The sequence below is a fragment of the Nakamurella antarctica genome, assembly GCF_003860405.1.
GTDB classification, from domain to species: Bacteria; Actinomycetota; Actinomycetes; order Mycobacteriales; family Nakamurellaceae; genus Nakamurella; species Nakamurella antarctica.
Map to the genome: position 1 here is coordinate 273,033 of NZ_CP034170.1, position 23,887 is coordinate 296,919.

Below are 23,887 nucleotides of genomic sequence, written 5' to 3' on the forward strand. Positions count from 1 at the left end.
GCTCCAACAGATGGGATCTATTGGCTTACTGATCGCAGTTAGCGGGCCGATTTTCGAACGACTGGGACAGAGTCGAAGCAGAAGGCAAGACATACATCGGATGTCTTGTTACAGTCTGACCTAGGTCCGCCCTACAGAGTTGGAGCAGACCTCCGTCCGGCGGCCGTCACCGCCGGATCGCCGATAGGAGAACGCAGTGCCAACAATCATCAGCATGGACATTTCGGATATCCGCTTCCCTACGTCCCGTCTTCTGGACGGATCGGATGCGATGAATCTGGACCCCGACTATTCCGCTGCGTACCTGCGACTGGGTACTGATTACCCCGGGCACCCTTATGGCTACGGGTTTGTCTTCACCATCGGTCGTGGCAACGACGTGCAAGCTGCCGCTATTAGCTTGCTCGAGCCGTTGGTGCTGGGCCGAGACGTCGATGAGGTCATCCAGGACTTGGGCGCATTCTCCGCGAGTTTGAATCGGGACAGCCAACTCCGTTGGCTCGGTCCGGAGAAGGGCGTCATTCATATGGCGATCGGCGCCGTGGTGAACGCGGCTTGGGACTTGGCCGCCCGGATTGCCGAAAAGCCGCTCTGGCGCTTCATTGCCGATATGACTCCGGCGCAACTGGTCTCACAGATTGACTTTCGCTATCTGACCGACGCGCTGACGCCCGACGAGGCGCTTGCGATCTTGACCGACGCCGAACCTGGGAAAGCTGCCCGGATAGCCGATCTCACCGCGCGCGGATATGCGGCCTACACCACCTCCCCCGGTTGGCTGGGATATGACGATGCCAAGCTGGAGCGGCTGGTGGTCGAAGCGGTCGAAGCGGGCTTCGGTCTGATCAAGCTCAAGGTGGGACGCGACGTCGACGAGGACATTCGCCGAGTTGCGTTGGCGCGCAGGGTCATGGGCCCATCCGTACAACTTGCGGTCGATGCTAATCAGCGTTGGGATGTACCAGATGCGATCGCGTGGATACGTCAACTTGCGTCTTACGATCTGGCCTGGATCGAAGAGCCCACCAGCCCTGACGATATCCTTGGGCACGCTGCCATCCGCAAAGGGATTGCCCCCATTCCGGTTTCGACGGGGGAGCACACGCACAACCGGGTCATGTTCAAACAGCTCCTGCAAGCCGGGTCGGTCGACCTCATTCAGATTGACGCGGCCAGAGTGGGTGGAGTCAATGAGAACTTGGCCATTTTGCTTCTGGCCACGAAGTTCTCGATCCCGGTGTACCCCCATGCAGGCGGCGTCGGCCTGTGCGAACTCGTCCAGCATCTTGCAATGGCCGACTTTGTCGCTATCAGCGGGCAGATGGATGATCGCTCCATCGAATACGTCGATCACCTGCATGAGCATTTTGTTGACCCTGTGGTAATCAACAATGGGCGCTACATGGCCCCCACCGCACCCGGCTTTTCAGCCGAGATCAAAGCCGAGACGGTCGCCGATTACGTCTTCCCGCACGGCCCGCAATGGCAGGAGCCAGGCCCCATTAACGCGGTGGAGTGAGGCAAGTACCTGCCGTGGAGAACGCACTACAGTCTGAGCCAGTAGAAAACTGATCAATGAAAGAGAGTGGCATGAAGCTAGGCAGAGTCGGAGAACTAGGCGCGGAACGCCCGATCGCCGAAGTGGAGGGAGTCAACTACGACCTGTCGAGTGTGTGTACTGATATTGACGGGGAGTTCTTTGCTGCCAACGGTATTGACGCTGTGCGAACAGCTATCACCGCAGGCACCTTGCCGACGATCGACGTGGCCGGCCTGCGCGTAGGCGCGCCTGTGGCGAGGCCGCATGCCCTCTGGTGCATCGGAATGAACTACGCTGCCCACGCTGCGGAATCCGGCTCGGCGCCGCCCACAGTTCCGATTGTGTTTTTCAAGACTCCGAACACCGTTGTTGGCCCGTTTGATCCGATTCAGATCCCACCGGGCTCGGAGAAGACCGACTGGGAGGTTGAGTTGGCAGTCGTCATTGGGCGTCAAGCAAGCTACCTCAGCGGTCCCGACGAGGCAGCGTCGTATATCGCGGGCTACACGGTGTCCAACGACGTATCCGAGCGGCACTACCAACTCGAGATTTCTGGCGGGCAATGGTCGAAAGGCAAGTGCTGCGCCACTTTTAACCCGATGGGCCCGTGGCTTGTGCCCGCGGATGAACTCGACCCCAGTGACCTGCGCCTACGGTCGTGGGTGAACGGGGAAGCGCGACAGAACTCGTCAACCGCGGACTTGATCTTCAACGTGCCGTACCTCATCTGGCATCTGTCGCAGTTCGCTGTGCTTGAACCAGGAGACGTGATCAACACTGGTACTCCGGAGGGTGTCGCACTATCGGGCCGCTTCGATTACCTTCGATCGGGCGACGTCGTCGAGGTAGCGATCGAAGGTATTGGCCGCGGGCGACAGATGTGTCAGGGCAGTTCTGAAGGCTGAGTCGCTAGGTGGTGACCCCTGTGGGCAGGCAGGCGGGGATTTGGACTCCATCGAAATCCCCGACTGCGTGTGTGGCGCTGCGCCAGCACTATTTGCTACCGGTTCCCCACTTCATGCCCCAGCCGTACATCGTGTCGAGATCGCGCTGGCTTCCTTTGATGTACTTAACTTCTCGCTGAACCACCAGCTCCCCGCCGCGATTTTCCAGCAGCGCGATCGCGCAGACTCGGGACGCGGTGTCGTCGGCGTCGAGGCGGACCTCGATCTGTGGGCCAGTTGCTGGATAGAGGGTGACTACGCCGTTTGCTTGGGCCCACCGCGATGCTCCTTGGTAGATCGTGGCGTAGATCAAGATCCGCTTGAAGTAGTGCGGATTGGCCAGGTTGATCATCAAGTTCTCGCCGCCGGTGACGGCTCCGGTGCGGTCATCGCCGTCCAGTTGGATGTACGGCTCTGAGTTCAGGCTTCCGAAAACTCTTCCGAGCGCTTGGATCCCGCCCTTGCGACCATCGGCAAGCTCGTACAGGCATTCCAGGTCAAGGTCGATGGAATCGGCTCCGGCGAGTTTGGCCAGGAAGCCGGCCTTCTTTTCTGGCCGCGCTGTCCAGTTCAAGTTCACCCGCATGACGCCCTGACCCTGTCCACCCTTGGTCAGCGAGATCGAGGGGGCGGATTTGGTCAGGGTGATCTTGTTCAGCGACACCGGGCTGGAAGCAACTGGATGGACCGCTGCGGCGGCAGGCCCTGCCGAAAAAGGGGTTGCAGCAGGGGTTGCAGTAGGGGGCGCCCCAGGGTGCGGAGCCGCTTCTCCGCGGCTGCCTCGCGACGGCCGGCGGAAGTCCAACTTCCCCAGGTCTGAGGGCGTCCCCGATGCGGGAATCGGGGGTTCGTCATTGCCGCTATTGGGGCGCGAGGGACGCGAGTAATCAATGGCCATGGTGAAAGTAAACCTTTCTTTGCCGGTGCTGAATATAAGTCTGGGGTCGAGCGAACGCGTGAGCGCCATCTCGACCCCAGGGCAACGAGATCTGTTATGGCTTGGCGATAGTCACTGAAGGTTCAGCGGCCGCGATACGCCGGTTGCGCATAATGCTGGAGATGAAGGCTGCGCCGATAAACGCGACGCCCAGGAGGCCGGTGATGATCTCGCTGACGTGAACCCCGATAGAGATGAACAGGATCGCGGCTAACGCTCCGATCGCCCAGTGCGCACCGTGCTCCAGGTACACGTAGTCCTGCAGGGTGCCCTTGCGAACAAAGAAAATAGTCAGCGACCGTACGTACATTGCCCCGATCAAACCAAGGCCCAAGGCGATGATGATGGGGTCGGAGGTGATGGCAAACGCCCCGATAACGCCGTCAAAGGAGAAGGACGCGTCCAACACTTCGAGGTAGAGGAAGAGGAAGAAGGCCGCTTTACCGGTGGCCTTGACGAGGTTGTTGGGCCCCTTCTTCGTCGTTTCAGCTGTCGTCGGTGCGTCGGCGACGTCGGCACCCCCTGCGGGCTCGTCGCCATCGCCGGTCTGGGCGCCTGAGAACAGCGACCCCAGTCCGTTGACGGCTAAGTACGTCACCAAGCCGAGCACTCCGGATAGGAGCACCACCTCGGTGTCTTTGGCCAGAAACTCTGCAGACAGAACGAGAACAATCGCTGCGACAACGACCGAAAGTTGGTCCAACTTGCCGATTTTGGCCAGCGGCTTTTCGAGCCAGGTCAGCCACGTGATGTCGCGGTCTTCAAAGATGTAATCCAGGAACAGCAGCAACAAGAACATGCCGCCGAATGCCGCGATCTGTGGGTGCGCGGCATTGAGCAGGTATTCGTAACTCGTCGGATCGTCGCCGGGTCGTTGTTCCAACGCCAGATTTATAGCTTCGATCGGGCCAAGATTAGCGGTGACACCGACAATCAGCAGAGGGAAAACTAACCGCATGCCGAAGACGGCGATGACGATGCCGACGGTGAGAAAGATTTTTTGCCAAAAATCACTCATTCGCTGCAGGATGCCCGCGTTGACGACGGCGTTGTCGAAGGACAATGAAACTTCCATGATCCCGAGAATTACGCACAGGAAGAGTGCGGTCGGCCCGCCATAAAGAAAGGCCACTACGAGCGAGACGGCCGTAACCGCGTACGACCAGCCGAATACCTTCAACATAACGAGAGGGCGCCTTTCAATCGGAAAGCGCCTGCGGAGGAAGCACATACCGGCGCACGGAACTCACACTGCGGACATAGGTAGGTCCCGGTGTCGCTGTGGCAGCGACACCGGGACCTGAGGAAGATCTGAGAAATCAATTACAGATTGACGCCGAAGTCACGGGCAATTCCGGCCAGACCGGATGCGTACCCCTGGCCGGTGGCGCGGAACTTCCATTCCGCGCCGTTGCGGTAGAGCTCGCCAAAGACCATGGCGGTCTCGGTGGAGGCATCCTCGGAAAGGTCGTAGCGCGCGAGTTCGGTGCCGTTGCTGGCATCGACTACGCGAATGTAGGCATTGCGGACCTGGCCGAAGCTCTGGCTGCGAGCATCCGCGTCGTAAATGGAGACGGGGAATGCGATCGAGTCGATCTCGGCGGGTACCGCGGCGAGGTTCACGTTGATGACCTCGTCGTCGCCGTCGCCCTCACCAGTCAGGTTGTCACCGGTGTGTTCGATGGAGCCGTCCGGCGATTTTAAGTTGTTGAAGAACACGAAATGCTTGTCGGACAGAATCCTTTTGGCGGTGTCCAGGCCGAGGGCGCTGGCGTCGAGGTCGAAGTCTGTTCCGGTGGTGGTCCGGATGTCCCAACCCAGGCCGACAGAAACTGCCGTCAGGTTTGGTGCCACCTTGGTCAGGGAGACGTTGCCGCCTTTAGTCAAGCTCACGCTCATTACTGGGTCCTCCTCATAAGAAAATCACTGGGTTTACGGGTGCCGCCGACGTTAACTGCGGCGCGAAATGGGTCTGTCTGAATTCGTCAATTCCGCACCTCTCCGACCACCGGAATCGTACACGGCCGGGTTTTTCACCACAGGCAATTCACTACTTTGCTCTCCTTCTGGGGTCGCTGTTACGAGCGGTAACTCGGGGTGGTTCTCGATGATTGAACGCCGGAAGGCCGTGCAAGGTTCCCGGTGTTCTCGCCGTTCCGGGCGCTGGGCGGATGAGAGCGCACTCCCACAGGTGGGATTGGGCTCAGGGCGGCCCCACCGGTAACGACCCGTCGTAGCAGTAGTGTTTGAGGCAATGTCAACACCGTGGTTCGGGCGCCGGAACAGAAGTCCCGAAGACCTAGCCGCTGCAGAGTCCGCCCGCGACGGCGCTGTTGCCGCATTCCTGGACCTGGACACCCGGCAGAGCTACATAACCGATGCGCTGCGGCCGCTGCAGAGCTCAGACCCGATGACGGCGGCGAGCGCTATTCTTGCCGCTTGGAAAAAGGTCGAACAGAAATGTTTTGACGCCAACTCGCAATACTTGACGATCTCGCAGCAGTACGCGCTGGAGGATGCGCTGGGGCAGCCGACTGCCGTGGAGCTGCCAGTCGCTGCACAAGCCTTCGCCAATACCCACCGAACCTTGGCCCAGGCCGCAACCGCGATCAACGATTTTTACACTGACAACCGCCGCGCCCTCGACCAAGCGCGCAGTGCTGCGTCGGAGATCCCGAAACTAGCTGAAGCTGGTGTGGCTCAGGCGTTGTCGATTCGAGCGCGACTGACCGGGGTGCACAGTGACGTCGCGGGTTTTGCATCGGTGCGGGGGGCAGCTGCCGAGCTGGAAACCGGCGTCGCCGACCTCGACCGCGCGCTGGTGGCTGGCTCGCTGGAAGGTATCCAAGCAGCCACCGCAGCGATTACTGCAGCGGGTGAACAGATTGATGCGGCGGCGGCGGCAGCTCGCACCGCTGGTGATCGGGCAGCGACGGCCATTTCCTCCGTCCGCACCCGGATCAGTGCTGTCACCACTCGCACCGAACGGCTACCGGGCGTTCGGTCGATCCTGCTGCGCGAGTTCAGCGCCCCGAACTCGGCGGATCTTGCAGGCAATGTCGAGGTTGCGGCGCGCGAATTGGCCGCGGGCGAACACGCGTGGGAAGAGGCGTCACAAGCGCTTCGCTCGGGCGATGCGGAGAAATCACTGAGCCTGCTTGCAGATTCTCGCGAGCACCTCCATGCTGCAAGCCAGGCATGTGACGACGTCACGAACCGGCTGGAAACGCTGAAAGCAGTCAAGGCGGACCCGAGCGGCCCCGAACGTCAAACCAGGTTCCGAATCCGAGATGCACAGCGTCTGGTCGTGGACCGCGGCCTCACCAGCCAATGGGGTTCGGTGCTGGATGCGCAGTCCGCGCGGGTCGACCGCGCACTCCACGCTTTGACAGGGGTGCACCCGGACTATTGGGCGTACGTCCGCGAATTGGACGCGGTGACAGAGTTCGTCAAGGGTGTCGTTGAGCGAATCAGAGAGCAAGCCCGACACAGCTAGTCATCATATTTTGGAACCCATCTCCACCGATGACGACACCGTGACGTAGCGAGCACCCAAGACCGGCTTGAGTTCTTCCTGTTCCTCGCCCAGAGCGAGCTTGACCGCGGCCCAGGGCATGTTCAGTTTGGCCATCGCTGTTTGATAGAGGCCACCGGAGGGGCGGGTGTTGATTTCGAGCAAAACCGCCTGCCCCTGCCATTGGCGAAATTGGACATTGACTAATCCGTCCAGACCGAACTCGGCCACCAGCAACCGGGCGGCCTGCATGGTCTCTTCCGGTGCGCTGAGGAATCGGTCTCGACCGACTTTGGAGCGGGGGACTGCCACTACCGTTTTGCCGTGGTCGGCCAGCACGTCGACACTCACTTCGGGACTGTCCAAATAGGGCATGACCAGCAGCGGGTTGATCGAGACACCCGAATCCTGTGCCTGTTTCAAAGCGAAGACGAACTGAGCAGCGGTGGCCGTCGGATTCAACGGTCCCATCAGCTCGGTGAGCGTGGGCTCGTTTTCGGCAATGAATCGGACCCCGTCGGCTCCGACACCGCGAGCGGGTTTTACTACGATCGGCTTGCCGAGGGGACGAAGGTCCTCCAGTGCCTGTTCAAACTCTGCGACACAAGCTACTTTTCGCCAGGGTGGGACCAGTTCGTAATGCTCACCGAGGGCCTGGTAGGTGGCGCATTTATCGGTGAGCAACTCGATGGACTCCGCACTGGGGCAGATTACCGCGACACCCATTTCGGCAAACTCGTTGGCCCGCAACGCGATGGCGAGCTGTTCGTAGACGGGAAGGAAGACCTTGATCCGGTGGTCCCGGCAAAACTGAAGGGCGTAGTCCACATAGGCCGAACCTGTCAGTGTCGACTCCATGAACCGGTGGTCGCACCCGGTCAGCATGGGCGAAGCGGCGTCCTTGTGACTGCCGTAGAGGGTGATTTTCCGCCTGTCCGGGTTGTTACGAAGCAGCTCCAAGACATGCACCGTGGTGGCATAATTGCGGTTGAGCCAAATAGCGAGACTGGGCACAATAACTCCTAGCCGTGGGCTGTGGGGGAAGTGAGCGTCGGTGGCAGTTTCTTGCCGTTGCCTTGCGGCGCCCTGCCGTACCCCTGCACTCGAAGCCTAGCGCTTTGGGTCCGTACCAGAAAGAAGCGCGTGCGCCACTTCGATCATTTAGACCCTGCCGTCCGTCAGGAGCTGTTCTACCTGGACCCGGCAGAGTTCAATCGGGACAGCGGCATCGACCTGCTCGCTTCCGCGCTGGGGGCGACGTTGTATGTCCCCGGTACCCGCGAGAACCTCGTGGCGGCCATCCATCGACGCGCGAAGGCCGGGGTGCGCTCCATCGTGATCGACCTCGAGGATGCTGTCGAAGACTCGCGTGTTGATGAGGCGATGAGTCACGCCATCGCCGCGATCACCGAGCTTTCGCAGACCGGCATAGACGCGATGCTCTTCATTCGGGTGCGCACCGCGGAACATATCCAAGAACTTTCCGACCGGCTCACCGATGCCCGTGCCTTATACGGCTTCGTCATTCCAAAGTTTTCTCCGTGGACAGGGCAAGCATTTCTCGACGCAGCTGTGGAATGCGGTGTGGCACATGGACTTCGCATGCTGGTGATGCCCGTGATTGAAACCCCGGAAGCGATCTACCGCGAATCCCGCAACGCGACCCTTGCGGGTATTCGCGAGCTATTGAACAGGTATCGAGACAACGTGTTGGCGGTTCGCTTCGGCGCAACTGACCTGTGCGGATTGTTCGGCATCCGCCGCGAACGCGACCTCACAATTTATGACGTCAAGGTGGTGGCTGACCTCATCTCCGACACGGTGAACCACCTCGGCCGTGGCGACGACTCCAGCTTTCTGATCACTGGCCCAGTGTGGGAGTACTTCGCCACGCACGAACGCCTCTTCCGCCCCCAACTGCGAACCACACCCTTTATGGACCACGACGCGCAGGCGCTCCGGCACAGCCTGATCACCAAGGACTTCGACGACTTGATCCGGGAAGCGTTGCTGGACAGGGCGAACGGCTTGCATGGCAAGACCGTGATCCACCCTTCCCACGTCGCTCCCATTCATGCACTTTCTGTCATCTCATTTGAGGAGTACACCGATGCGGTGGAAATTTTGGAATCCGGCACCGGTGCCAAGGCTTCGACGTATCGGGACAAGATGAACGAGGCGGGCCCCCACCGGTATTGGGCAGAGCAAGTATTACGGCGAGCCAGCGCGTTTGGGGTTGCCAGCGAGCAGACTTCGTTTGTCGATGTGCTGTCAGCCTTGGTCAGCGCGTGAGTGAACGTCCCGCGGTTCAGGCCGCAGCCCCCCGGCATGCCGAGCAATGGGTGCAGCGCATGTTCGGGGTCGGGCTGACGACGGGCGATTCGCAGCTTGGCTGGGCGCTGAGTGACCTGGTCGGGCTCGCACTACGACGAAACCCGCGTCGCGCACACCTGCTGGTTTCGTCGATTCTCGGCAAACACGTCCCTGTAGATCCTGATCTGGTCCACGGCACGGGGATGTTGCTGGGTGCGCTGGTGTCCTACTCGCTTGCAGGCGTTGAGCTGCCGGAAGACGTGAAAACAGTTGCAGTAGAGGCATTATCGGGTGCAAAGCCGGACGGTTTGGTCAGGCTGTTGGAACGGCCAGCCTTCGATCACCCCGACGTGTTGGTGGTCGGATTTGCCGAGACGGCCACCGGGCTGGGGCATTGCGTGGCCCAGGCTCTTGGCGCTGGCGTGTACTTGCACTCGACCCGCCGCGCCGTGCCGGGCGTGCAGGTGGTGGGCACGTTTCAGGAGGGACACTCACACGCGACTGATCACCTACTTCAACCCCTGCCAGGGACGATGTTATCGCCGGCTGGCGTGATGGTGCTCGTCGACGACGAGTTCTCCACGGGGAAGACTGCTATGGAGACCATCGCCGAAATGCATCGGCTCTTCCCTCGACCGCACTACGTGGTAGCAGCGCTCGTGGACCTACGGGCCAGCAGCGACCAGGAGGCGATGGCGTCATTCGCGACGCAGCTTGGTATCCAGATCGACGTGGTGGCAATCGTTTCCGGGAGTGTGGACCTGCCTCTCGGATTAGCGGCTGCTGCGGCGGCACATATCGCGACTGCAGGTGTCAGCATCGTTCGGGCTGGGTTGCTGCCAGTGCAGCAGGAACGGGCCCGTCCGTACACGGAGTTGCGCTTGCCCTGGCCCGCGACGGTCCCGGACGGCGGCAGGCACGGCTTCCTGCTCACCGACCGGGAGCCTTTCGAGATTGCTCTTGAAGCAGCGAGTGCGATTCTGCTGCAGGCGCTCTCGCCTCACGCCCACCATGTGCTGGTGCTGGGAACCGAGGAGCTGATGTACCTGCCGATGCGGCTGGCTGGGGCGATCAGTAGTACCCCTGGCCACATCTGCAGATTCCAAACCACCACCCGCTCGCCGATCCACGTCGAAGATGCGGACGGATATCCAGTTCGTCGCGGATTCGCTTTTGAATCCCCCGAGAAAGATCCGGCAGCCCATCGCTACCTCTACAACGCGGATTGGGACGGCGCGGAGGCGGATGCCATCGTGCTGGTGATCGACGAGGCGATGGACACCGTGGATCTGCGCAGCGAGCATGGGTTGCTGCCGGTCCTGGAGTCTGTCGGAGTCCCAGTGGTGCTGGCAATCGTGACCGGCGCTTCCCCCGAGGCCCTTGGCCAGAATCGAATTGCTCACTCATGACGGATAAAACGCTGCTTCCCGCGCCACTTTTCGGCCCCGAGTTCGGGTCGTACGCACCCGACGAGGTGGCGTGGCTCCTCAAGGACCTGTCCGCGGTGGATCTGGAAGCAGACATCGCCGAGCGGGAGCAGCAGATTCAATCGGGGAGGGCGCACTACGCAGAGTCACTGCCGATCGAATACCAGCCGGATCAGCAGTACCAGGAGCTGTTCGAGTCGGTGCTTGCGCAGAGTGCCCCCAGATTGGCGACGGCCGTCGGGCTGATAACGGAGCTGGTGTTGGCAGAGCGCGGCTCCGATATCGTGCTGGTCTCGCTGGCCCGAGCCGGCACGCCGGTGGGTATTTTGATGAAGCGGTGGGCGGCACACACCTACGGATTGAATCTGCCGCATTATGCGGTGTCGATTGTGCGTGGCCGCGGCATCGACCGGGTGGCATTGGAATACCTTGCGGCACATCACGATCCGGCGAGCATCGTCTTCGTCGACGGGTGGACGGGCAAGGGTGCGATCGCTCGGGAGCTGGCGGAGGCACTCGACGCGGTGGCTAGGCAGGGTGGTCCTCGGTTCAATGCACGGCTCGCCGTCCTCGCCGACCCGGGTAGTTGCGTCACTGACTATGGGACTCGGGACGATTTCCTGATCGCCTCGGCGTGTCTGAATTCCACGGTATCCGGACTGATTTCTCGAACAGTGTTGAACAATGCGCTCATCGGCCCGGGTGAATTTCACGGTGCGAAGTTCTACTCCGAGCTCGCTGCCAGCGACAGGTCGGTTGCGTTTCTCGATGCGGTGGGCGCCGAGTTCGGTTCCGTATCCACGGATGTCGTGTCTGCGCTGCCCGGGTTGCTAGCCAGCGATCGAACGCCGACATGGGCCGGCTGGGCAGCGGTGGACAAAATACGCGCTGACTACGGGATCGAATCTGTGAACTTTGTCAAGCCGGGAGTGGGGGAGACCACCCGGGTATTGCTGCGGCGAGTGCCCTGGCGGATTCTGGTGAGGGTTGCGAAAGCGCTTGACCACGAACACATTCGGCTCCTGGCAGCCGCCCGGGGTGTGCCCGTTGAAGTGATTCCGGACTTACCCTACGCCTGCGTCGGGTTGATCCGGACCCTGCCCACCGATACCGCCGCCGAACGAGGAGAAGCCTGATGCCGCGCCCCATGGTGGTCACCGACCTAGACCGCACCATGATTTTCTCACCCGCGGCACTTCAGTTCCCTGGCGCGGATATTGAGGCGCCGCAATTGGTGTCGGTGGAGGTGCTGGATGGTCGTCCCAGTGCGTTTATGACGGTGCGGGCCGCGGAGCAGCTGTCCGAGCTGTCCGCCCTCACCCAGGTGGTGCCGTGCACCACCCGCACGCTCGAGCAGTTCTCCAGGGTGCATCTACCCCTGTCCGATAATGGACAGGACCGGTACGCGATCGCGAGCAACGGAGGGACGATCGTTGTCAACGGCCATCCCGACAAAGGCTGGCGCCGAAATTTGGAAAAATCGATCGCTGACTCGGCTGCTCCGTTGCACGAGATCAAAGACGAGATCAAGGCCCATATCAGTGATGATTGGGTGATTAAGCGACGCAGCGCGGATCACCTTTTTTGCTATCTGGTGGTCGACTTGGCGAAGGTCCCCGAAGGATTCATCGAGCAGTGGCGGCACTGGTGCGCAGAGCGCGGCTGGCGAATCTCCGTGCAGGGCCGCAAGATCTACTCGATCCCGGAGCAGCTCTCAAAGTCTGCGGCAATGCTGGAGGTTGCCGGGCGAACGGGTACCGACCATATGATCGCCGCTGGCGACGGTGGACTTGATGCGGACATGCTAGAAGCAGCCGATCGTGGTATCCGGCCCAGGCACGGCGAACTAGCGCAGATGGACTGGAACCGGCCGCATGTCGACGTCACGCAAGCGTCCGGGGTGCTGGCTGGTGAGGAGATGGTGCGGTGGTTCGTCGACCAGGTGGACGCCTACTAGCGCACCCGCTGCGAGGCCCGTCGGGCTTGGCTTAAATGTTGACGCCGTAGTCGCGAGCGATGCCGCCCAGACCTGACGCGTAGCCCTGGCCGACCGCGCGAAACTTCCACTCGACGCCATTACGGTAGAGCTCGCCAAAAATCATCGCTGTCTCGGTGGAGGCGTCTTCGCCGAGGTCGAACCTGGCGATCTCGGAACCGCTGTTGCGATCCACCACACGGATAAAAGCGTTGCTGACCTGGCCGAAGGACTGCGACCGGGCCAGTGCGTCGTGGATCGACACCGGAAAAACTATGGCGGCGACAGTAGCCGGAACCGCTGGCAGCGACACGTTGATGCTTTCGTCGTCCCCTTCGCCCTCGCCTGTGAGGTTGTCGCCCGTGTGCTCGACGCTGCCGTCGGGAGAGCGGAGGTTGTTGTAGAAGACAAAATGTTGATCGGAGAGAACTCGACGATCAGACCCGACCAGCAGCGCGCTGGCGTCCAAGTCGAAGTCGATGCCGGTGGTGGCGCGGACATCCCAGCCCAGACCGATGCTGACCTCGGTCAGGTTGGGCACCTGCTTGGTCAACGAGACGTTGCCGCCCTTAGCAAGGCTCACTGTCATGGTGGGTGTCCTTTCATGGTCGCCCCGCTGAAGGGGCGAAGTGGTTGCCGAGTCGACCCTACCTGCGCCAGTCGTGAGGTCCCTGAGAGGTGGAGCAACTACGAGGTCAGACTTCCTCGGTCCACGCCAGCAACGCCTCAACAGGAAGGGCATTGATCACGCGGTCAGCACTGATTCCCGCCCGTTGCGCGCGATCTGCGCCATAGGCTTGGAAGTCCAGCTGGCCGGGGGCGTGCGCGTCCGTGTCGATACTGAACAAGCAGCCTGCCGCTACCGCTTCAGCGAGTAGCTCCATGGGCGGGTCGAGCCGCTCTGGGCGGCTGTTGATCTCGACCGCCACGGACTGTTCGGCGCAGGCGGCGAAGATCGCGGCAGAGTCGAACTGGCTCGGGGGTCGCTGCCCTCGCCCCCCGGCGATCAGTCGCCCCGTGCAGTGACCGAGGATGTCGGTGTGTGGGTTTTCGATAGCGGTGAGCATCCGAGCCGTCATGACGGCGCTGGTCGAGCGCAGCTTGGAATGTACTGAGGCGACAACGATATCGACCCTAGCCAGCAGCTCGTCGGTTTGATCGAGGGTGCCGTCCTCGTTGATATCGCACTCGATTCCGCTTAAAAGCCGGAATGGGGCGAGGCGCTCGTTGAGGGATGCCACGATGTCGAGCTGTTGCTCCAGCCGCTCGGCGGTGAGGCCGTGGGCGATCGTCAGGCGCGGCGAGTGGTCGGTCAACGCTAGGTACTCGTGGCCCAGTTCCAGGGCTGTGATGGCCATTTCCTCGATGGGGCTGCCGCCGTCGCTCCAGTCGCTGTGCGAATGCAGGTCGCCGCGCAGCGCTGCCAGCAGGTCTTCGCCGCCGCTGACCACAGGCGTTGCGTTGGCTTCCAGGTCGGCCAAATAGTCCGGGACCCGGCCAGCCACAGCCTGTTCCACCACCAGCGCGGTCTTCGCACCAATGCCAGGTAGACCCGTAAGTGTGCCGGACCTTGCCTTCCGGGCGACATCTTGCGGACTCAGCTCGGCGATGGTGGTCGCCGCGGTTCGGAATGCTTTGACCCGGTAAGTGGGCGCCAATTGCCGTTCCAAGAGGAACGAAATTCTTCGTAGCGCTGCCACCGGGTCCATGCAGGCAAGGGTAGCGCCCGGGGCGGACGGGGGTATGAGGGGTGCGACGCCACGTGGGCACGGGTATGCGCAACTACGATCGGGCTATGAGCGCAGCAAAGGTTCTCCAGGTGCCGGGCCCCGACGACGTGGTGCGGGAGGTGCGGATCTCCTCGCCGGACCGCGTCATGTGGACTGCCGAGTCCGCCGGGAAAGCCATCACCAAATGGGACCTGGCCACGTACGTCGCGTCGGTCGCCGAGCCGATGATGCGCGCTCTGGGCAACAGACCCGTGACGCTGCAACGCTTCCCAGACGGCGTCAAGGGGGAGATGTTTTATTCGAAGAACCCGCCTCGCGGTGTTCCGGCGTGGGCGAGGACCGTCATCTGCACCTATCCTTCGGCGCGCAGCCACCCGCAGCTCGTCGTGGACGAGATTGCCACCGCCATCTGGGCTGTCCAGATGGGCACGGTGACATTTCACCCGTGGCCGGTTCGCACGGAAAATAACGACAACCCGGACGAGTTTCGGATCGACCTTGATCCGCAACCCGGTCGGGCTTTCGCCGATGTCGTTGAGGCGGCCATGGCGCTGCGAGAAGTGATGCAAGGCATTGGTTTAACGCCTTTCGTGAAGACATCCGGCAACAGGGGACTGCACATCTTTGCGCGGATTGCACCAGACTACGAGTTTCTTGAAGTGCGGCATGGCGTCATTGGGGTGGCCAGGGAGCTGGAACGCAGATTGCCTGACCTGGTGACAACCGCGTGGTGGAAGGAGGAACGCGGAGACAAGATCTTCGTCGACTTCAACCAGGCCAGCCGCGACCGCACCATAGCTTCCGCGTACAGCCCTCGCCCACTCGAGGGGGCGCCCGTGTCGATGCCGGTGGGCTGGACGCGCCTTGGCGACATCGCGCCGTTGGATTTCACAGTCCTCACCGTGCCGGCGATGGTGGCCGGGCACGGCGATGCCTGGGCCGAGATGGACGATTCCGTAGGCGATGTCGCGGGCGCCCTTGCTCTCTGGGAAGAAGACATCAGCGAAAGAGGCTTAGGTGAGATGAGTTTCCCGCCGGACTACCCGAAGATGCCCGGTGAGCCTCCCCGCGTCCAACCCAGCAAGAAGGTCGCGTCGCACTGGGATGAGTGACGGCTTAAGTCAGAACGGAATTCAAGTCGTAGGCGATGGGCCGGTCGACTTGGCTGACGAGGCAAGAAGAGGCGTCGCGGTCTGGGCGCCAGCGCAGGAAAGTCACCGAGTGCCGAAAGCGCAGGCCTTCCATCTGGTCGAACTTGACCTCGACGACGCGCTCGGGTCGCAGCCGCACAAAGCTGACGTCTTTGTTGGCGCTGAATCTGCTGCGCTCGCCTGCGCCCGTGACGGTTTCGCCTGCTTCGTTCACCTCAACCCACGGCGCTAGCTCGTCAATGAGTTCCAGTCGTTTCACGTTCGTGAAGGCGGCGATCCCGCCGACGCCGATCAGTTCTGCGTCATCGGTGTAGAGGCCTAGTAGTAGGGAGCCCACTCCCTTGCCGGATTTGTGGATCCGGTAACCGACAACCACAGCGTCGGCGGTTCGAGAGTGTTTGATCTTCAACATGGATCGCTTGCCGCTTTGGTAGGCAAGCGCCAGCGGTTTAGCGATAATCCCGTCAAGGCCCGCGCCTTCAAAGGCCTCAAACCACTGCTGGGCCTGATCCGCATCTTTCGTCACCCGCGTGAGGTGGATCGGAGCATCAGCAGGCACGGAGGCTAACGCAGCTTCCAGTCGCGTCCGCCGATCGCCGAAGGGGACGTCCATCAGGCTGGCATCCTCGAGCGCTAGCAGGTCGAAACAGACGAGTTCGGCGGGGGTTTCGACCGAAAGCTTCGCAATGCGGGACTCTGCGGGGTGGATTCGCTGGGACAGGTTCTCCCAATCCAGCTTCTGGTTTCCGGCCGCCCCAGAGCGCACCACGATCTCCGCATCGATGGCGCACCTTCTGGGCAGGTGCTCAAGTACGGCGGCGACCACCTCGGGAAAGTAGCGGGTCAAGGGCTTTTGGCCGCGACTGGCTAACTCCACCTCGTCGCCATCGCGGAGCACGATGCACCGAAACCCATCCCACTTGGGCTCATACAGCAATCCGCCAGTCACCCAGTCCTGCGCTGGCACCTGGGGAACGGCCTTGGCCAGCATGGGAGAGACGGGTAGTTCGATGGGCAGCTTCATCACAGCATTGTTGCTCAAGCGGGATATGACGTGTTGTTGGGAGTCGGGTCTGGCGCCCGGGTCGGGCATGCGGGCTTTACCGCGCGTCACGCCGGTCAGTGACTACAGCGAGGATGGGGGCAGGGGAGGGCGGCCATAATGGTGTTTCACGATATCCCTGTCGCGCTGCAGCTGAGATCTATCACCCGTTGTGGAGGCTTTTGATGAACTTGCCAACATTTACCGTTGAAGAACTCGAATCGGAGGTGCGCGAGCTGACGTTCTCGAAATTTGATCAGGCCGACGCCTACCGGTTGGGCACCATTGCGGCCGAAATGATTGCGGCACGGGGCTACTCGTTGGCGGTGCAGATCGTCATTGGGGAGCAGGTGGTTTTCAAAGCCGCGTTGGGTGGCGTGTCGGATGCGACTGATAGCTGGCTTCGCCGCAAGGCCGCCCTCGCTCGGCTGGATGGGGTGAGTTCGCTGTTGGTGCGCCTCCGCAACGAAGCTGCGGGCACGTCCTTCGACGATCGGGGCCTTCCGAAGGCCGAGTTCGCCGCTCACGGTGGCGCCTTCCCGATCCGAGTGGACGGCGCGGTAGTTGGCACCCTTACCGCTTCTGGACTGGAGGACGTGGTCGACCACCAGGTGGTAGCTGCGGCTATTCGGCAGTTCCTGCAGGTCTGAAACCACCGCCCTGGCCACTTGGTCCAGGCATGTCAGTATGGAGAAGTAGCGCAATCACCCCATCGGTAGAGGAACAGCGAACATGACCAGTGCACATTCCACTCGCGCGCAGGACGACCTGTTCAGGCACGTCAACGGCGACTGGTTAGACCACGCCGAGATCCCCGCCGACCAGTCGATGTACGGGGCCTTCAATGAACTGCGCGACGATGCGGAGTTGGCGGTTCGCGGAATCATCGAGAAGGTGGCTGCGGGAGAACGCGGAGCCGCTGGTAGCGCCGAGCAGCTGATCGGCGACCTGTATTCGAGCTTCATGGACACCGAGGCTGTTGAAGCCGTCGGGGTTGAGCCGATTCGGCCGACGCTGGCTGCGGTTGCGGAAGTAAGCGATCTGGTGGGGCTATTCACGCTGCTCGGCAAGCTGGACCGCGACGGCGTCGGCGGCGCCTTCGGCTTTTATGTCGACACCGATCCGGCCCAGCCCGACCGCTACACCCTCGCGTTGAACCAGGGCGGCCTTGGCTTGCCGGACGAGTCTTATTACCGGGAAGAGCAGTACGCGGATATCCGGAAGGCCTACGCCGGGTATGCGGACGGCATGCTGGAGTTGTTGGGCCTGCCCGACTCTGCAGCTTTGGCAACGCGGATCCTGGATCTGGAGACCGAGATCGCAGCCGGGCACTGGGATCGAGTCCGGAACCGCGATCGCGACCAAACTAACAACCCAATGGACCGGGCGGGCCTTGCTGACCTACTACCCGCCGCGTGGTGGGAGGCTTGGCTGAGCGGAATGCACGCGCCCGTAGGAGCTTTCGACCATGTAATCGTGCGCCAGCCCAGCTTCTTCACTGCCGTTGCAGCACTATTAAGTCCCGAACGCCTCGACGACTGGAAGGCCTGGTTGAGCCTGCGGGTGATCCGCTCCGCAGCCCCCATGAGCATCAAGTCACTGGTGGAGAAGAACTTCGACTTCTATGGCCGCACGCTGTCTGGCACTCCGGAGCTGCGTGAGCGCTGGAAGCGCGGCACCGGCTTCGTGGAAGGCAGCGTCGGCGAAGCACTCGGCGAACTCTATGTACAGCAATACTTTCCGCCTGCGGCAAAGGGGCGGATGGACGAACTGGTCGACTACTTGATCCGCGCCTACCGTCAGGAAATTGAGAAACTGCCGTGGATGAGCGCCGCGACGAAGGAGAAGGCGCTGGAGAAGTTGGCCGCCTTCACTCCCAAGGTCGGTTACCCCAGCGCGTGGCGCGACTACAGCGCGTTGGTCATCACGCCGGGCGACCTACTCGGTAACGCCCGTCGGGTCGCGGCCTTCGAACACGACCGCGAACTGGCCAAGATCGGCAAGCCGGTCGACCGCGAGGAATGGTTCATGACCCCGCAGACGGTCAACGCTTACTACAACCCGGGGATGAACGAGATTGTTTTCCCCGCAGCTATTCTGCGCCCGCCGTTCTTCGACCTCGACGCCGACGACGCAGTGAACTTCGGCGGAATCGGCGCCGTGATCGGCCACGAAATCGGCCACGGCTTCGATGACCAAGGCTCCAAATACGATGGCACCGGAGCGCTGAACGATTGGTGGACGGCAGCGGACCGCGAAGCGTTCGAGGCACTGACGGCCAAGCTCATCGCGCAGTACTCCGAGCTGGAGCCCGCCGATGCGCCAGGGCATCGCGTCAACGGCGGGTTAACCATCGGCGAGAACATCGGCGACCTTGGCGGTCTGGGCATCGCCTACCAAGCGTGGCTGATCTCGCTGAATGGCCAGGAAGCCCCCGTCGTCGACGGAGTGACAGGCGCGCAGCGGTTCTTCCTCTCGTGGGCAACGGTGTGGCGAGCCAAGGGGCGCGAGGCGGAAGTGTTGCGTCGCTTGGCAGTTGACCCGCACTCCCCGCCGGAGTTCCGCTGCAACCAGGTGGTCCGCAACATGGACGAGTTCTACGATGCGTTCGAGGTCGCCGAGGGCGACGCGTTGTGGTTGTCGCCCGAGGAGCGCGTCCGGATCTGGTAGCTGGCCTGACGAGTAAGCCTGGAAGCCAACGCATATGACGATAGTCCGGCTGCTTTCGGGTCCATCAGGCACAGACGCGGCCCTCGACCTCGCTGTGGGGCCGGCTTTGCTTGCCGCGATGGCAGCCGAAGGCGGGGATCCCTGGCTGCGGATCTATCGACCATCGCCGACGGTTGCGATGACCGGCCGCGACAAACTACTGCCAGGATTCGATGCGGCAGTCCAAGTTTCGCGCGCACAAGGGTTTGTGCCGGTTCGTCGCTCGTCAGGAGGGCGCGCCGCCGCCTACACCGACCAGGCGATCTGCCTGGACCATATAGGTTACTCTGCAACGGATCTCCACGATATTAAGGGAAGGTTCGCCGAATACGGTGAACTGCTCGCCGGCGCTCTTCGGTCCTTGGGGTGCGATGCCAGGATGGGGGAAGTGGCGGGGGAATAGTGCCCCGGCGAGTACAGCGTCAACGGCGAGGGCCGCGTCAAACTCATCGGCACAGCCCAACGGATGGTGCGCCGCGGGTGGCTATTCGGCGCTGTCATCGTGGTGTCAGACTCTGCTCGGGTCCGGGGTGTTCTGGAAGGCGTCTACAGTGCGCTCGGCACGGGGTGGAACCCGGAAACGGTAGGCGCCATCACTGATCTCGTGTCGAGTGTGACGACAGACCAGGTGGCGCAGGCGGTGTTAGACGCGTACGCGGACCGGTTCGACCTGGTGCCCAATGAGTGGCCAGCCGCTGTCTTAGCCGGCGCCCGAGACCGCGTGGCCGACCACGTCCTCTGAGCGTTTGCTTGGCCACCCCTGTCCCCCACCCATTACGATAAACACGTGAATTCCGTACCCGCCGAAACCGATTTGCCGCACGCCGTCCTGTGGGACTTGGACGGGACGCTCATCGATTCCGAACACCACTGGCTCACCGTGCAGTACGCCCTCACCGATGCGCACAACGCGCCCTGGACAGAAGCGGATTCCCTCGCCAGCATTGGCCGAGCACTGCCTGATTCGGCTCGGGCGCTCCGGGAAAGTGGCGTCGATATGCCGGAGCCACACATCATCGACCACTTGGTCGACACTGTCAGCGAACTCCTCAAAGACGGGGTTACGTGGATGGATGGCGCCAGAAAGATGCTGGAAAACCTCGCTGCGGCGGGTATTCCGTGTGCTTTGGTGACCATGTCCTACCGCAAAATCGCCGAGCAGGTTGCTGCGGTAGCGCCGAAAGGCGCGTTTCGGGTCATCATCAGCGGTGATGACGTCGAATTCGGTAAACCGCATCCGGAGCCGTACTTGCGCGCCGCCGCGGCGCTGGGCGTAAAACCGGAGCACTGCGTGGCCTTCGAAGACTCTTCGGCCGGGGTCGCCTCGGCGGAGGCCGCCGGGGCGAAAGTGGTGGTGCTGCGCGGCATCACGAAGTTTCCGTGGCGAGCTGGGCGCAGTTATGTCAACTCTTTGGCGAGCCTGAATGTGCAAGACGTACGGGAAATAGCACGTGGCCACGTCGTAGATCTGTAGCTCGCGCGCTCGATCTTTGGCTCGCGCATACGAGAAAGATGTCGGTTTGGCACACTGGAAGGCATGGAAACTCCCCACAAGCTCACCTCGACAGAACTCGCAGATGCCCTAGCAACACTCGAAGGCTGGGAGACCGACGGCAGCGCGCTTACCGTCACCTACTCACTTGCAACATCAGTTGCCGCCGTTCTGTTCATCGTTCAGGTGGGTCAGATCAGCGAAGAACTGAACCACCACCCCGACCTCGACTGGCGCTACAACAAGGTCTTGCTGCGGATCACCACGCATGATGCTGGCGGCGTGGTCACCGAACTCGATCGCAAGCTGGCCGGCTCGATCAGCGCGTGTGCGAGCCAGTTCAACGCCAAGCCTGCCAACTGAGCTACAGGACTGTTGGGGCCGTCCCGTTACCGAACGGGAGCCCCCCGAGATCGGCGCGATTGTGCGGAAGCTGCCACAGCGATTCGTCCGGCCCAAGCGGCACGATCTGTGTCGGGTTGATGTCCACGTGCACGCGGTAATAGTGCGCCTTGATCTGCGCGAAGTCGGTGGTGTCGCCGAAACCTGGAGTTTGAAACAGGTCTCGGGCATAAGCGAAGAGCACGGGCATCTCGCTGAGTTTGTTCCGGTTGCATTTGAAATGTCCGTGGTAGACGGCGTCGAACCTGGCGAGGGTGGTGAAAAGGCGTACATCGGCTTCGGTGATGGTCTCTCCCACCAGATATCGCTGGTTACGCAAGCGATCCTCCAGCCAGTCGAGGCGGTGGAACAACCGGTGGTAAGCCTTCTCGTATGCCTGCTGGGAGCCGGCAAAACCTGCGCGGTAGACCCCGTTGTTCACGTCGCGGAAGACGAGATCGGCAACCTCGTCGATTTCTGCACGCATGTGCTCGGGGTAGAGATCCGGGGCTCCTTCGCGGTGAAAGTCCTTCCATTCCAGCGACATGTCGAGCGTGATCTGGGGGTAGTTGTTCGTCACCACCTTGCCCGTCGTGGTGTCCACGATCGCTGGCACCGTGATGCCGCGGGGGTAATCGGGGAATCGGGCGAAGTATGCCTGTTGGAGCCGCTCGATACCCAGCACGGGATCCACGCCGTTGGGATCGAGATCGAAGGTCCAGCTGCGGCTGTCGTGCGTCGGCCCGCACAAGCCCATCGAGATGGAGTCTTCTAACCCGAGGAGGCGGCGCACGATAATCGCGCGATTGGCCCACGGGCACGCCTTGGCGGCAACAAGCCGGTAGCGGCCGGCTTCCACCGGATAGCCGTCGCGGCCGTCGCGCGTAATGCGTGTCTGAATGTAACGGGTATCCCGGTTGAACTCCTCGCCGCCGTGGACGTAGGAACCTTCGGTGCTGAAGTCAGTGCTCATTTCATAAGTATATGCACGTGCATATACTTATGAACCGGAAATGAGCAGGCCACCACAACACACGAGCCTTCGGCACGGGACAATGGCACCCATGACGACCTACGTAGCGCTGCTCCGTGCGGTGAATGTCGGCGGCGCGAAGGTGTCGATGACGGCGCTGAGAGAAATCGCCCTCAGACAAGGATGGACAAATGTCAGCACCTACATCAACAGCGGCAACCTGCTGTTCGATTCACTCGATGGGCCGATCAGAGCAGCCGACCTGGTCAGTAGTGGGATTGAGGCTGCCATCGACCGTCATGTGGCGGTGGTGGTGCGAACCCCGGACCAGCTGGCCGCCACGCTTGAGCGGTCGCGGGAACTATTCGCCCACGACGACGACAAACACGTGGCCATCGCCTTTCTCGACCGCCCAGTACAGCCAGCCTCGCTGGGCCAGTACGACCTAGAGCGCTACGTGGTGGATGGCGCGCAGGTGCACCTGTTGTATCCAACCGGATTGGGCAACTCGAAGCTCACAACGCCGTTGATCGAAAAGAAGCTGGACGCTGTAGCCACCACCAGGGGCCGCAAGACCGTCATGGCGCTTGTCGCCAGGGCGTCTAAGCAGGCCTAAGGGTCTCTCAACCGCTGCCCGGAACGGGTGTGGTTCGCCGCGCAAGCTCAGACACCTGGATCGATAGCACCACACAATGCTCGTGGCTCACCCTGTTCAGCGCGGCTGGCCCATCGCTCGGTACCTTCGAAGGGAGTCCCTCGGATTGCCGAAAAAGACTGCGGGACGCGAACGCGCGTAGCGTCGGGTATCGAAACGACGAGACGACGATGACGACGAAACGACGAGACGACGATGACGACGAGCGCGCAGAGAATTGGAAGGCCAGTAGCCGATGACCAGTACCGACAGCGAGCCGCACCTCGCTGAGGCAGTAGGGCGAGTTGCGCAGCTGCTGCGGGGTAAGTCCGTTGCCGTACTCACGGGCGCCGGACTCAGCACCGATTCGGGAATTCCCGACTACCGCGGTCCCGGTTCGGGCAACCGCACGCCGATGTTTTTCCAAGAGTTCATCAAAACCGACCTCAACCGCCAACGATATTGGGCAAGAAGCTATCTGGGCTTTGGCACCATGGATCACGCAGAGCCGAATGACGGACACCGGGCGCTGGTGTCGATGGAAAGGGCGGGGCTGCTCGCTGGCTTGATCACTCAAAACGTGGATGGGCTCCACACTCGAGCTGGCTCGGTCGACCCCATCGACCTCCACGGCAGGATCGATCGCGTCGTGTGCCTGGCTCAAGGCCACCTCACCGACCGAGCACGAGTGCAGGCGCGGTTGGCCGAACTCAACCCGGGTTTTGCGGAAGGTAAAAACGTCGAGGTCGCTCCCGATGGGGACACTGTTTTGGAGGAGACCAGCGATTTCCGAGTTGTTGCCTGCGAGGAATGCGGCGGAATCCTGAAACCGGATGTGGTGTTTTTCGGTGAGTCGGTGCCATTGCCGCGAGTTCAGCAGGCACTGGCGATGGTAGCTGCTGCCAGCGCTCTCCTGGTAGCTGGCTCGTCGTTGACCGTGTTCTCCGGCTACCGCTTTGTGCGGCTGGCAGCCCGGGAAAACATCCCCATTGTGATCATCAACCGGGGCAGCACCCGCGGCGACGATCTCGCCACCATTAAGTTGGAAACTGGGACGACCCAGACCCTGCAGGCTTTAACGCAGCGCCTAACCACCGCCCAGTGACGACAATGGTGACCACGAAC

Annotated in this window: 24 protein-coding genes; 16 read left to right on the forward strand and 8 right to left on the reverse strand. The window is 61.8% G+C overall.

Going from position 1 to position 23,887, the window contains the following annotated elements:
* Positions 1–196 precede the first annotated feature (196 nt).
* Positions 197–1,519: an enolase C-terminal domain-like protein gene (locus EH165_RS01195; RefSeq protein WP_124797671.1), complete on the forward strand. Its 1,323-nt coding sequence runs from the start codon at positions 197–199 to the stop codon at positions 1,517–1,519.
* A 71-nt stretch (positions 1,520–1,590) separates the two neighbouring features.
* Complete coding sequence (locus EH165_RS01200) at positions 1,591–2,445, forward strand: fumarylacetoacetate hydrolase family protein (protein ID WP_124797672.1); 855 nt, start codon at positions 1,591–1,593, stop codon at positions 2,443–2,445.
* A gap of 88 nt (positions 2,446–2,533) precedes the next feature.
* On the opposite strand, the gene EH165_RS01205 is transcribed toward EH165_RS01200, so the two are convergent.
* The 3 genes from EH165_RS01205 to EH165_RS01215 form a co-directional block, all read right to left on the reverse strand.
* Positions 2,534–3,148 carry a TerD family protein gene (locus EH165_RS01205; RefSeq protein WP_124800220.1) on the reverse strand — a complete coding sequence of 205 codons (615 nt, stop codon included), beginning with the start codon at positions 3,146–3,148 and terminating at the stop codon, positions 2,534–2,536.
* 328 nt (positions 3,149–3,476) lie between these two features.
* A complete protein-coding gene (locus EH165_RS01210) occupies positions 3,477–4,604 on the reverse strand; it encodes a DUF475 domain-containing protein (RefSeq protein WP_239020641.1) in 1,128 nt (375 codons plus the stop codon).
* Between the two features lie 140 nt (positions 4,605–4,744).
* Positions 4,745–5,320 carry a TerD family protein gene (locus tag EH165_RS01215; RefSeq protein WP_124797674.1) on the reverse strand — a complete coding sequence of 192 codons (576 nt, stop codon included), beginning with the start codon at positions 5,318–5,320 and terminating at the stop codon, positions 4,745–4,747.
* A gap of 355 nt (positions 5,321–5,675) precedes the next feature.
* Between EH165_RS01215 and EH165_RS01220 the strand changes: the two genes are divergently transcribed.
* Complete coding sequence (locus EH165_RS01220; protein ID WP_124797675.1) at positions 5,676–6,917, forward strand: hypothetical protein; 1,242 nt, start codon at positions 5,676–5,678, stop codon at positions 6,915–6,917.
* A 3-nt stretch (positions 6,918–6,920) separates the two neighbouring features.
* Here EH165_RS01220 and EH165_RS01225 read toward each other — a convergent pair whose 3' ends face one another.
* Positions 6,921–7,949, reverse strand: coding sequence for an ATP-grasp domain-containing protein (locus EH165_RS01225; RefSeq protein ID WP_164479057.1), 1,029 nt, complete (start codon positions 7,947–7,949; stop codon positions 6,921–6,923).
* A 129-nt stretch (positions 7,950–8,078) separates the two neighbouring features.
* Between EH165_RS01225 and EH165_RS01230 the strand changes: the two genes are divergently transcribed.
* The 4 genes from EH165_RS01230 to EH165_RS01245 are packed head-to-tail and all read left to right on the forward strand — an operon-like array spanning position 8,079 to position 12,632.
* A complete protein-coding gene (locus EH165_RS01230) occupies positions 8,079–9,227 on the forward strand; it encodes an HpcH/HpaI aldolase/citrate lyase family protein (RefSeq protein ID WP_124797677.1) in 1,149 nt (382 codons plus the stop codon).
* Positions 9,224–10,657: a phosphoribosyltransferase family protein gene (locus EH165_RS01235; RefSeq protein ID WP_206426042.1), complete on the forward strand. Its 1,434-nt coding sequence runs from the start codon at positions 9,224–9,226 to the stop codon at positions 10,655–10,657. Before EH165_RS01230 ends, EH165_RS01235 begins: the two co-directional genes overlap by 4 nt.
* Entirely contained in the window at positions 10,654–11,811 is a 1,158-nt protein-coding gene (locus tag EH165_RS01240; protein ID WP_124797678.1) for a cysteine protease StiP family protein, read from the forward strand. Before EH165_RS01235 ends, EH165_RS01240 begins: the two co-directional genes overlap by 4 nt.
* Entirely contained in the window at positions 11,811–12,632 is an 822-nt protein-coding gene (locus tag EH165_RS01245) for an HAD family hydrolase (RefSeq protein ID WP_124797679.1), read from the forward strand. Before EH165_RS01240 ends, EH165_RS01245 begins: the two co-directional genes overlap by 1 nt.
* Before the next feature lie 31 nt (positions 12,633–12,663).
* Here the strand turns inward: EH165_RS01245 and EH165_RS01250 are convergent, their stop codons facing one another.
* Both EH165_RS01250 and EH165_RS01255 read right to left on the reverse strand, forming a co-directional pair.
* The gene (locus tag EH165_RS01250; protein WP_124797680.1) at positions 12,664–13,239 is read right to left on the reverse strand and encodes a TerD family protein; all 576 of its coding nucleotides are present in this window, start codon (positions 13,237–13,239) and stop codon (positions 12,664–12,666) included.
* Positions 13,240–13,345: 106 nt separating this feature from the next.
* Positions 13,346–14,359: a PHP domain-containing protein gene (locus tag EH165_RS01255; RefSeq protein ID WP_124797681.1), complete on the reverse strand. Its 1,014-nt coding sequence runs from the start codon at positions 14,357–14,359 to the stop codon at positions 13,346–13,348.
* A gap of 86 nt (positions 14,360–14,445) precedes the next feature.
* Here EH165_RS01255 and ligD point away from each other — a divergent pair, with 86 nt between their 5' ends.
* The gene (gene ligD / locus EH165_RS01260; RefSeq protein ID WP_124797682.1) at positions 14,446–15,492 is read left to right on the forward strand and encodes a non-homologous end-joining DNA ligase; all 1,047 of its coding nucleotides are present in this window, start codon (positions 14,446–14,448) and stop codon (positions 15,490–15,492) included.
* Between the two features lie 4 nt (positions 15,493–15,496).
* Here ligD and EH165_RS01265 read toward each other — a convergent pair whose 3' ends face one another.
* Positions 15,497–16,555, reverse strand: coding sequence for an ATP-dependent DNA ligase (locus tag EH165_RS01265; protein WP_124797683.1), 1,059 nt, complete (start codon positions 16,553–16,555; stop codon positions 15,497–15,499).
* Between the two features lie 203 nt (positions 16,556–16,758).
* On the opposite strand from EH165_RS01265, the gene EH165_RS01270 reads away from it, so the two are divergent.
* From EH165_RS01270 to EH165_RS01295, 6 genes are all read left to right on the forward strand, one after another.
* Positions 16,759–17,223 (forward strand): heme-degrading domain-containing protein, encoded by a 465-nt coding sequence (locus tag EH165_RS01270; RefSeq protein ID WP_164479058.1) that lies wholly within the window; start codon positions 16,759–16,761, stop codon positions 17,221–17,223.
* 82 nt (positions 17,224–17,305) lie between these two features.
* A complete protein-coding gene (locus EH165_RS01275; RefSeq protein ID WP_124797685.1) occupies positions 17,306–19,243 on the forward strand; it encodes a M13 family metallopeptidase in 1,938 nt (645 codons plus the stop codon).
* A 34-nt stretch (positions 19,244–19,277) separates the two neighbouring features.
* Positions 19,278–19,685 carry a lipoyl protein ligase domain-containing protein gene (locus tag EH165_RS01280; protein WP_124797686.1) on the forward strand — a complete coding sequence of 136 codons (408 nt, stop codon included), beginning with the start codon at positions 19,278–19,280 and terminating at the stop codon, positions 19,683–19,685.
* Positions 19,686–19,748: 63 nt separating this feature from the next.
* Positions 19,749–20,024, forward strand: coding sequence for a hypothetical protein (locus tag EH165_RS01285; protein WP_124797687.1), 276 nt, complete (start codon positions 19,749–19,751; stop codon positions 20,022–20,024).
* 45 nt (positions 20,025–20,069) lie between these two features.
* Positions 20,070–20,756, forward strand: a complete 687-nt coding sequence (locus EH165_RS01290; RefSeq protein ID WP_164479059.1) for an HAD family hydrolase — start codon at positions 20,070–20,072, stop codon at positions 20,754–20,756.
* A 63-nt stretch (positions 20,757–20,819) separates the two neighbouring features.
* A complete protein-coding gene (locus EH165_RS01295) occupies positions 20,820–21,137 on the forward strand; it encodes a 4a-hydroxytetrahydrobiopterin dehydratase (RefSeq protein ID WP_124797689.1) in 318 nt (105 codons plus the stop codon).
* Position 21,138: 1 nt separating this feature from the next.
* Here EH165_RS01295 and EH165_RS01300 read toward each other — a convergent pair whose 3' ends face one another.
* Positions 21,139–22,128, reverse strand: coding sequence for a glutathione S-transferase family protein (locus EH165_RS01300; RefSeq protein WP_124797690.1), 990 nt, complete (start codon positions 22,126–22,128; stop codon positions 21,139–21,141).
* Positions 22,129–22,219: 91 nt separating this feature from the next.
* Here EH165_RS01300 and EH165_RS01305 point away from each other — a divergent pair, with 91 nt between their 5' ends.
* Both EH165_RS01305 and EH165_RS01310 read left to right on the forward strand, forming a co-directional pair.
* A complete protein-coding gene (locus EH165_RS01305; RefSeq protein WP_164479060.1) occupies positions 22,220–22,744 on the forward strand; it encodes a DUF1697 domain-containing protein in 525 nt (174 codons plus the stop codon).
* A gap of 274 nt (positions 22,745–23,018) precedes the next feature.
* Positions 23,019–23,867, forward strand: coding sequence for an NAD-dependent protein deacetylase (locus EH165_RS01310; protein WP_124797692.1), 849 nt, complete (start codon positions 23,019–23,021; stop codon positions 23,865–23,867).
* Positions 23,868–23,887 lie beyond the last annotated feature (20 nt).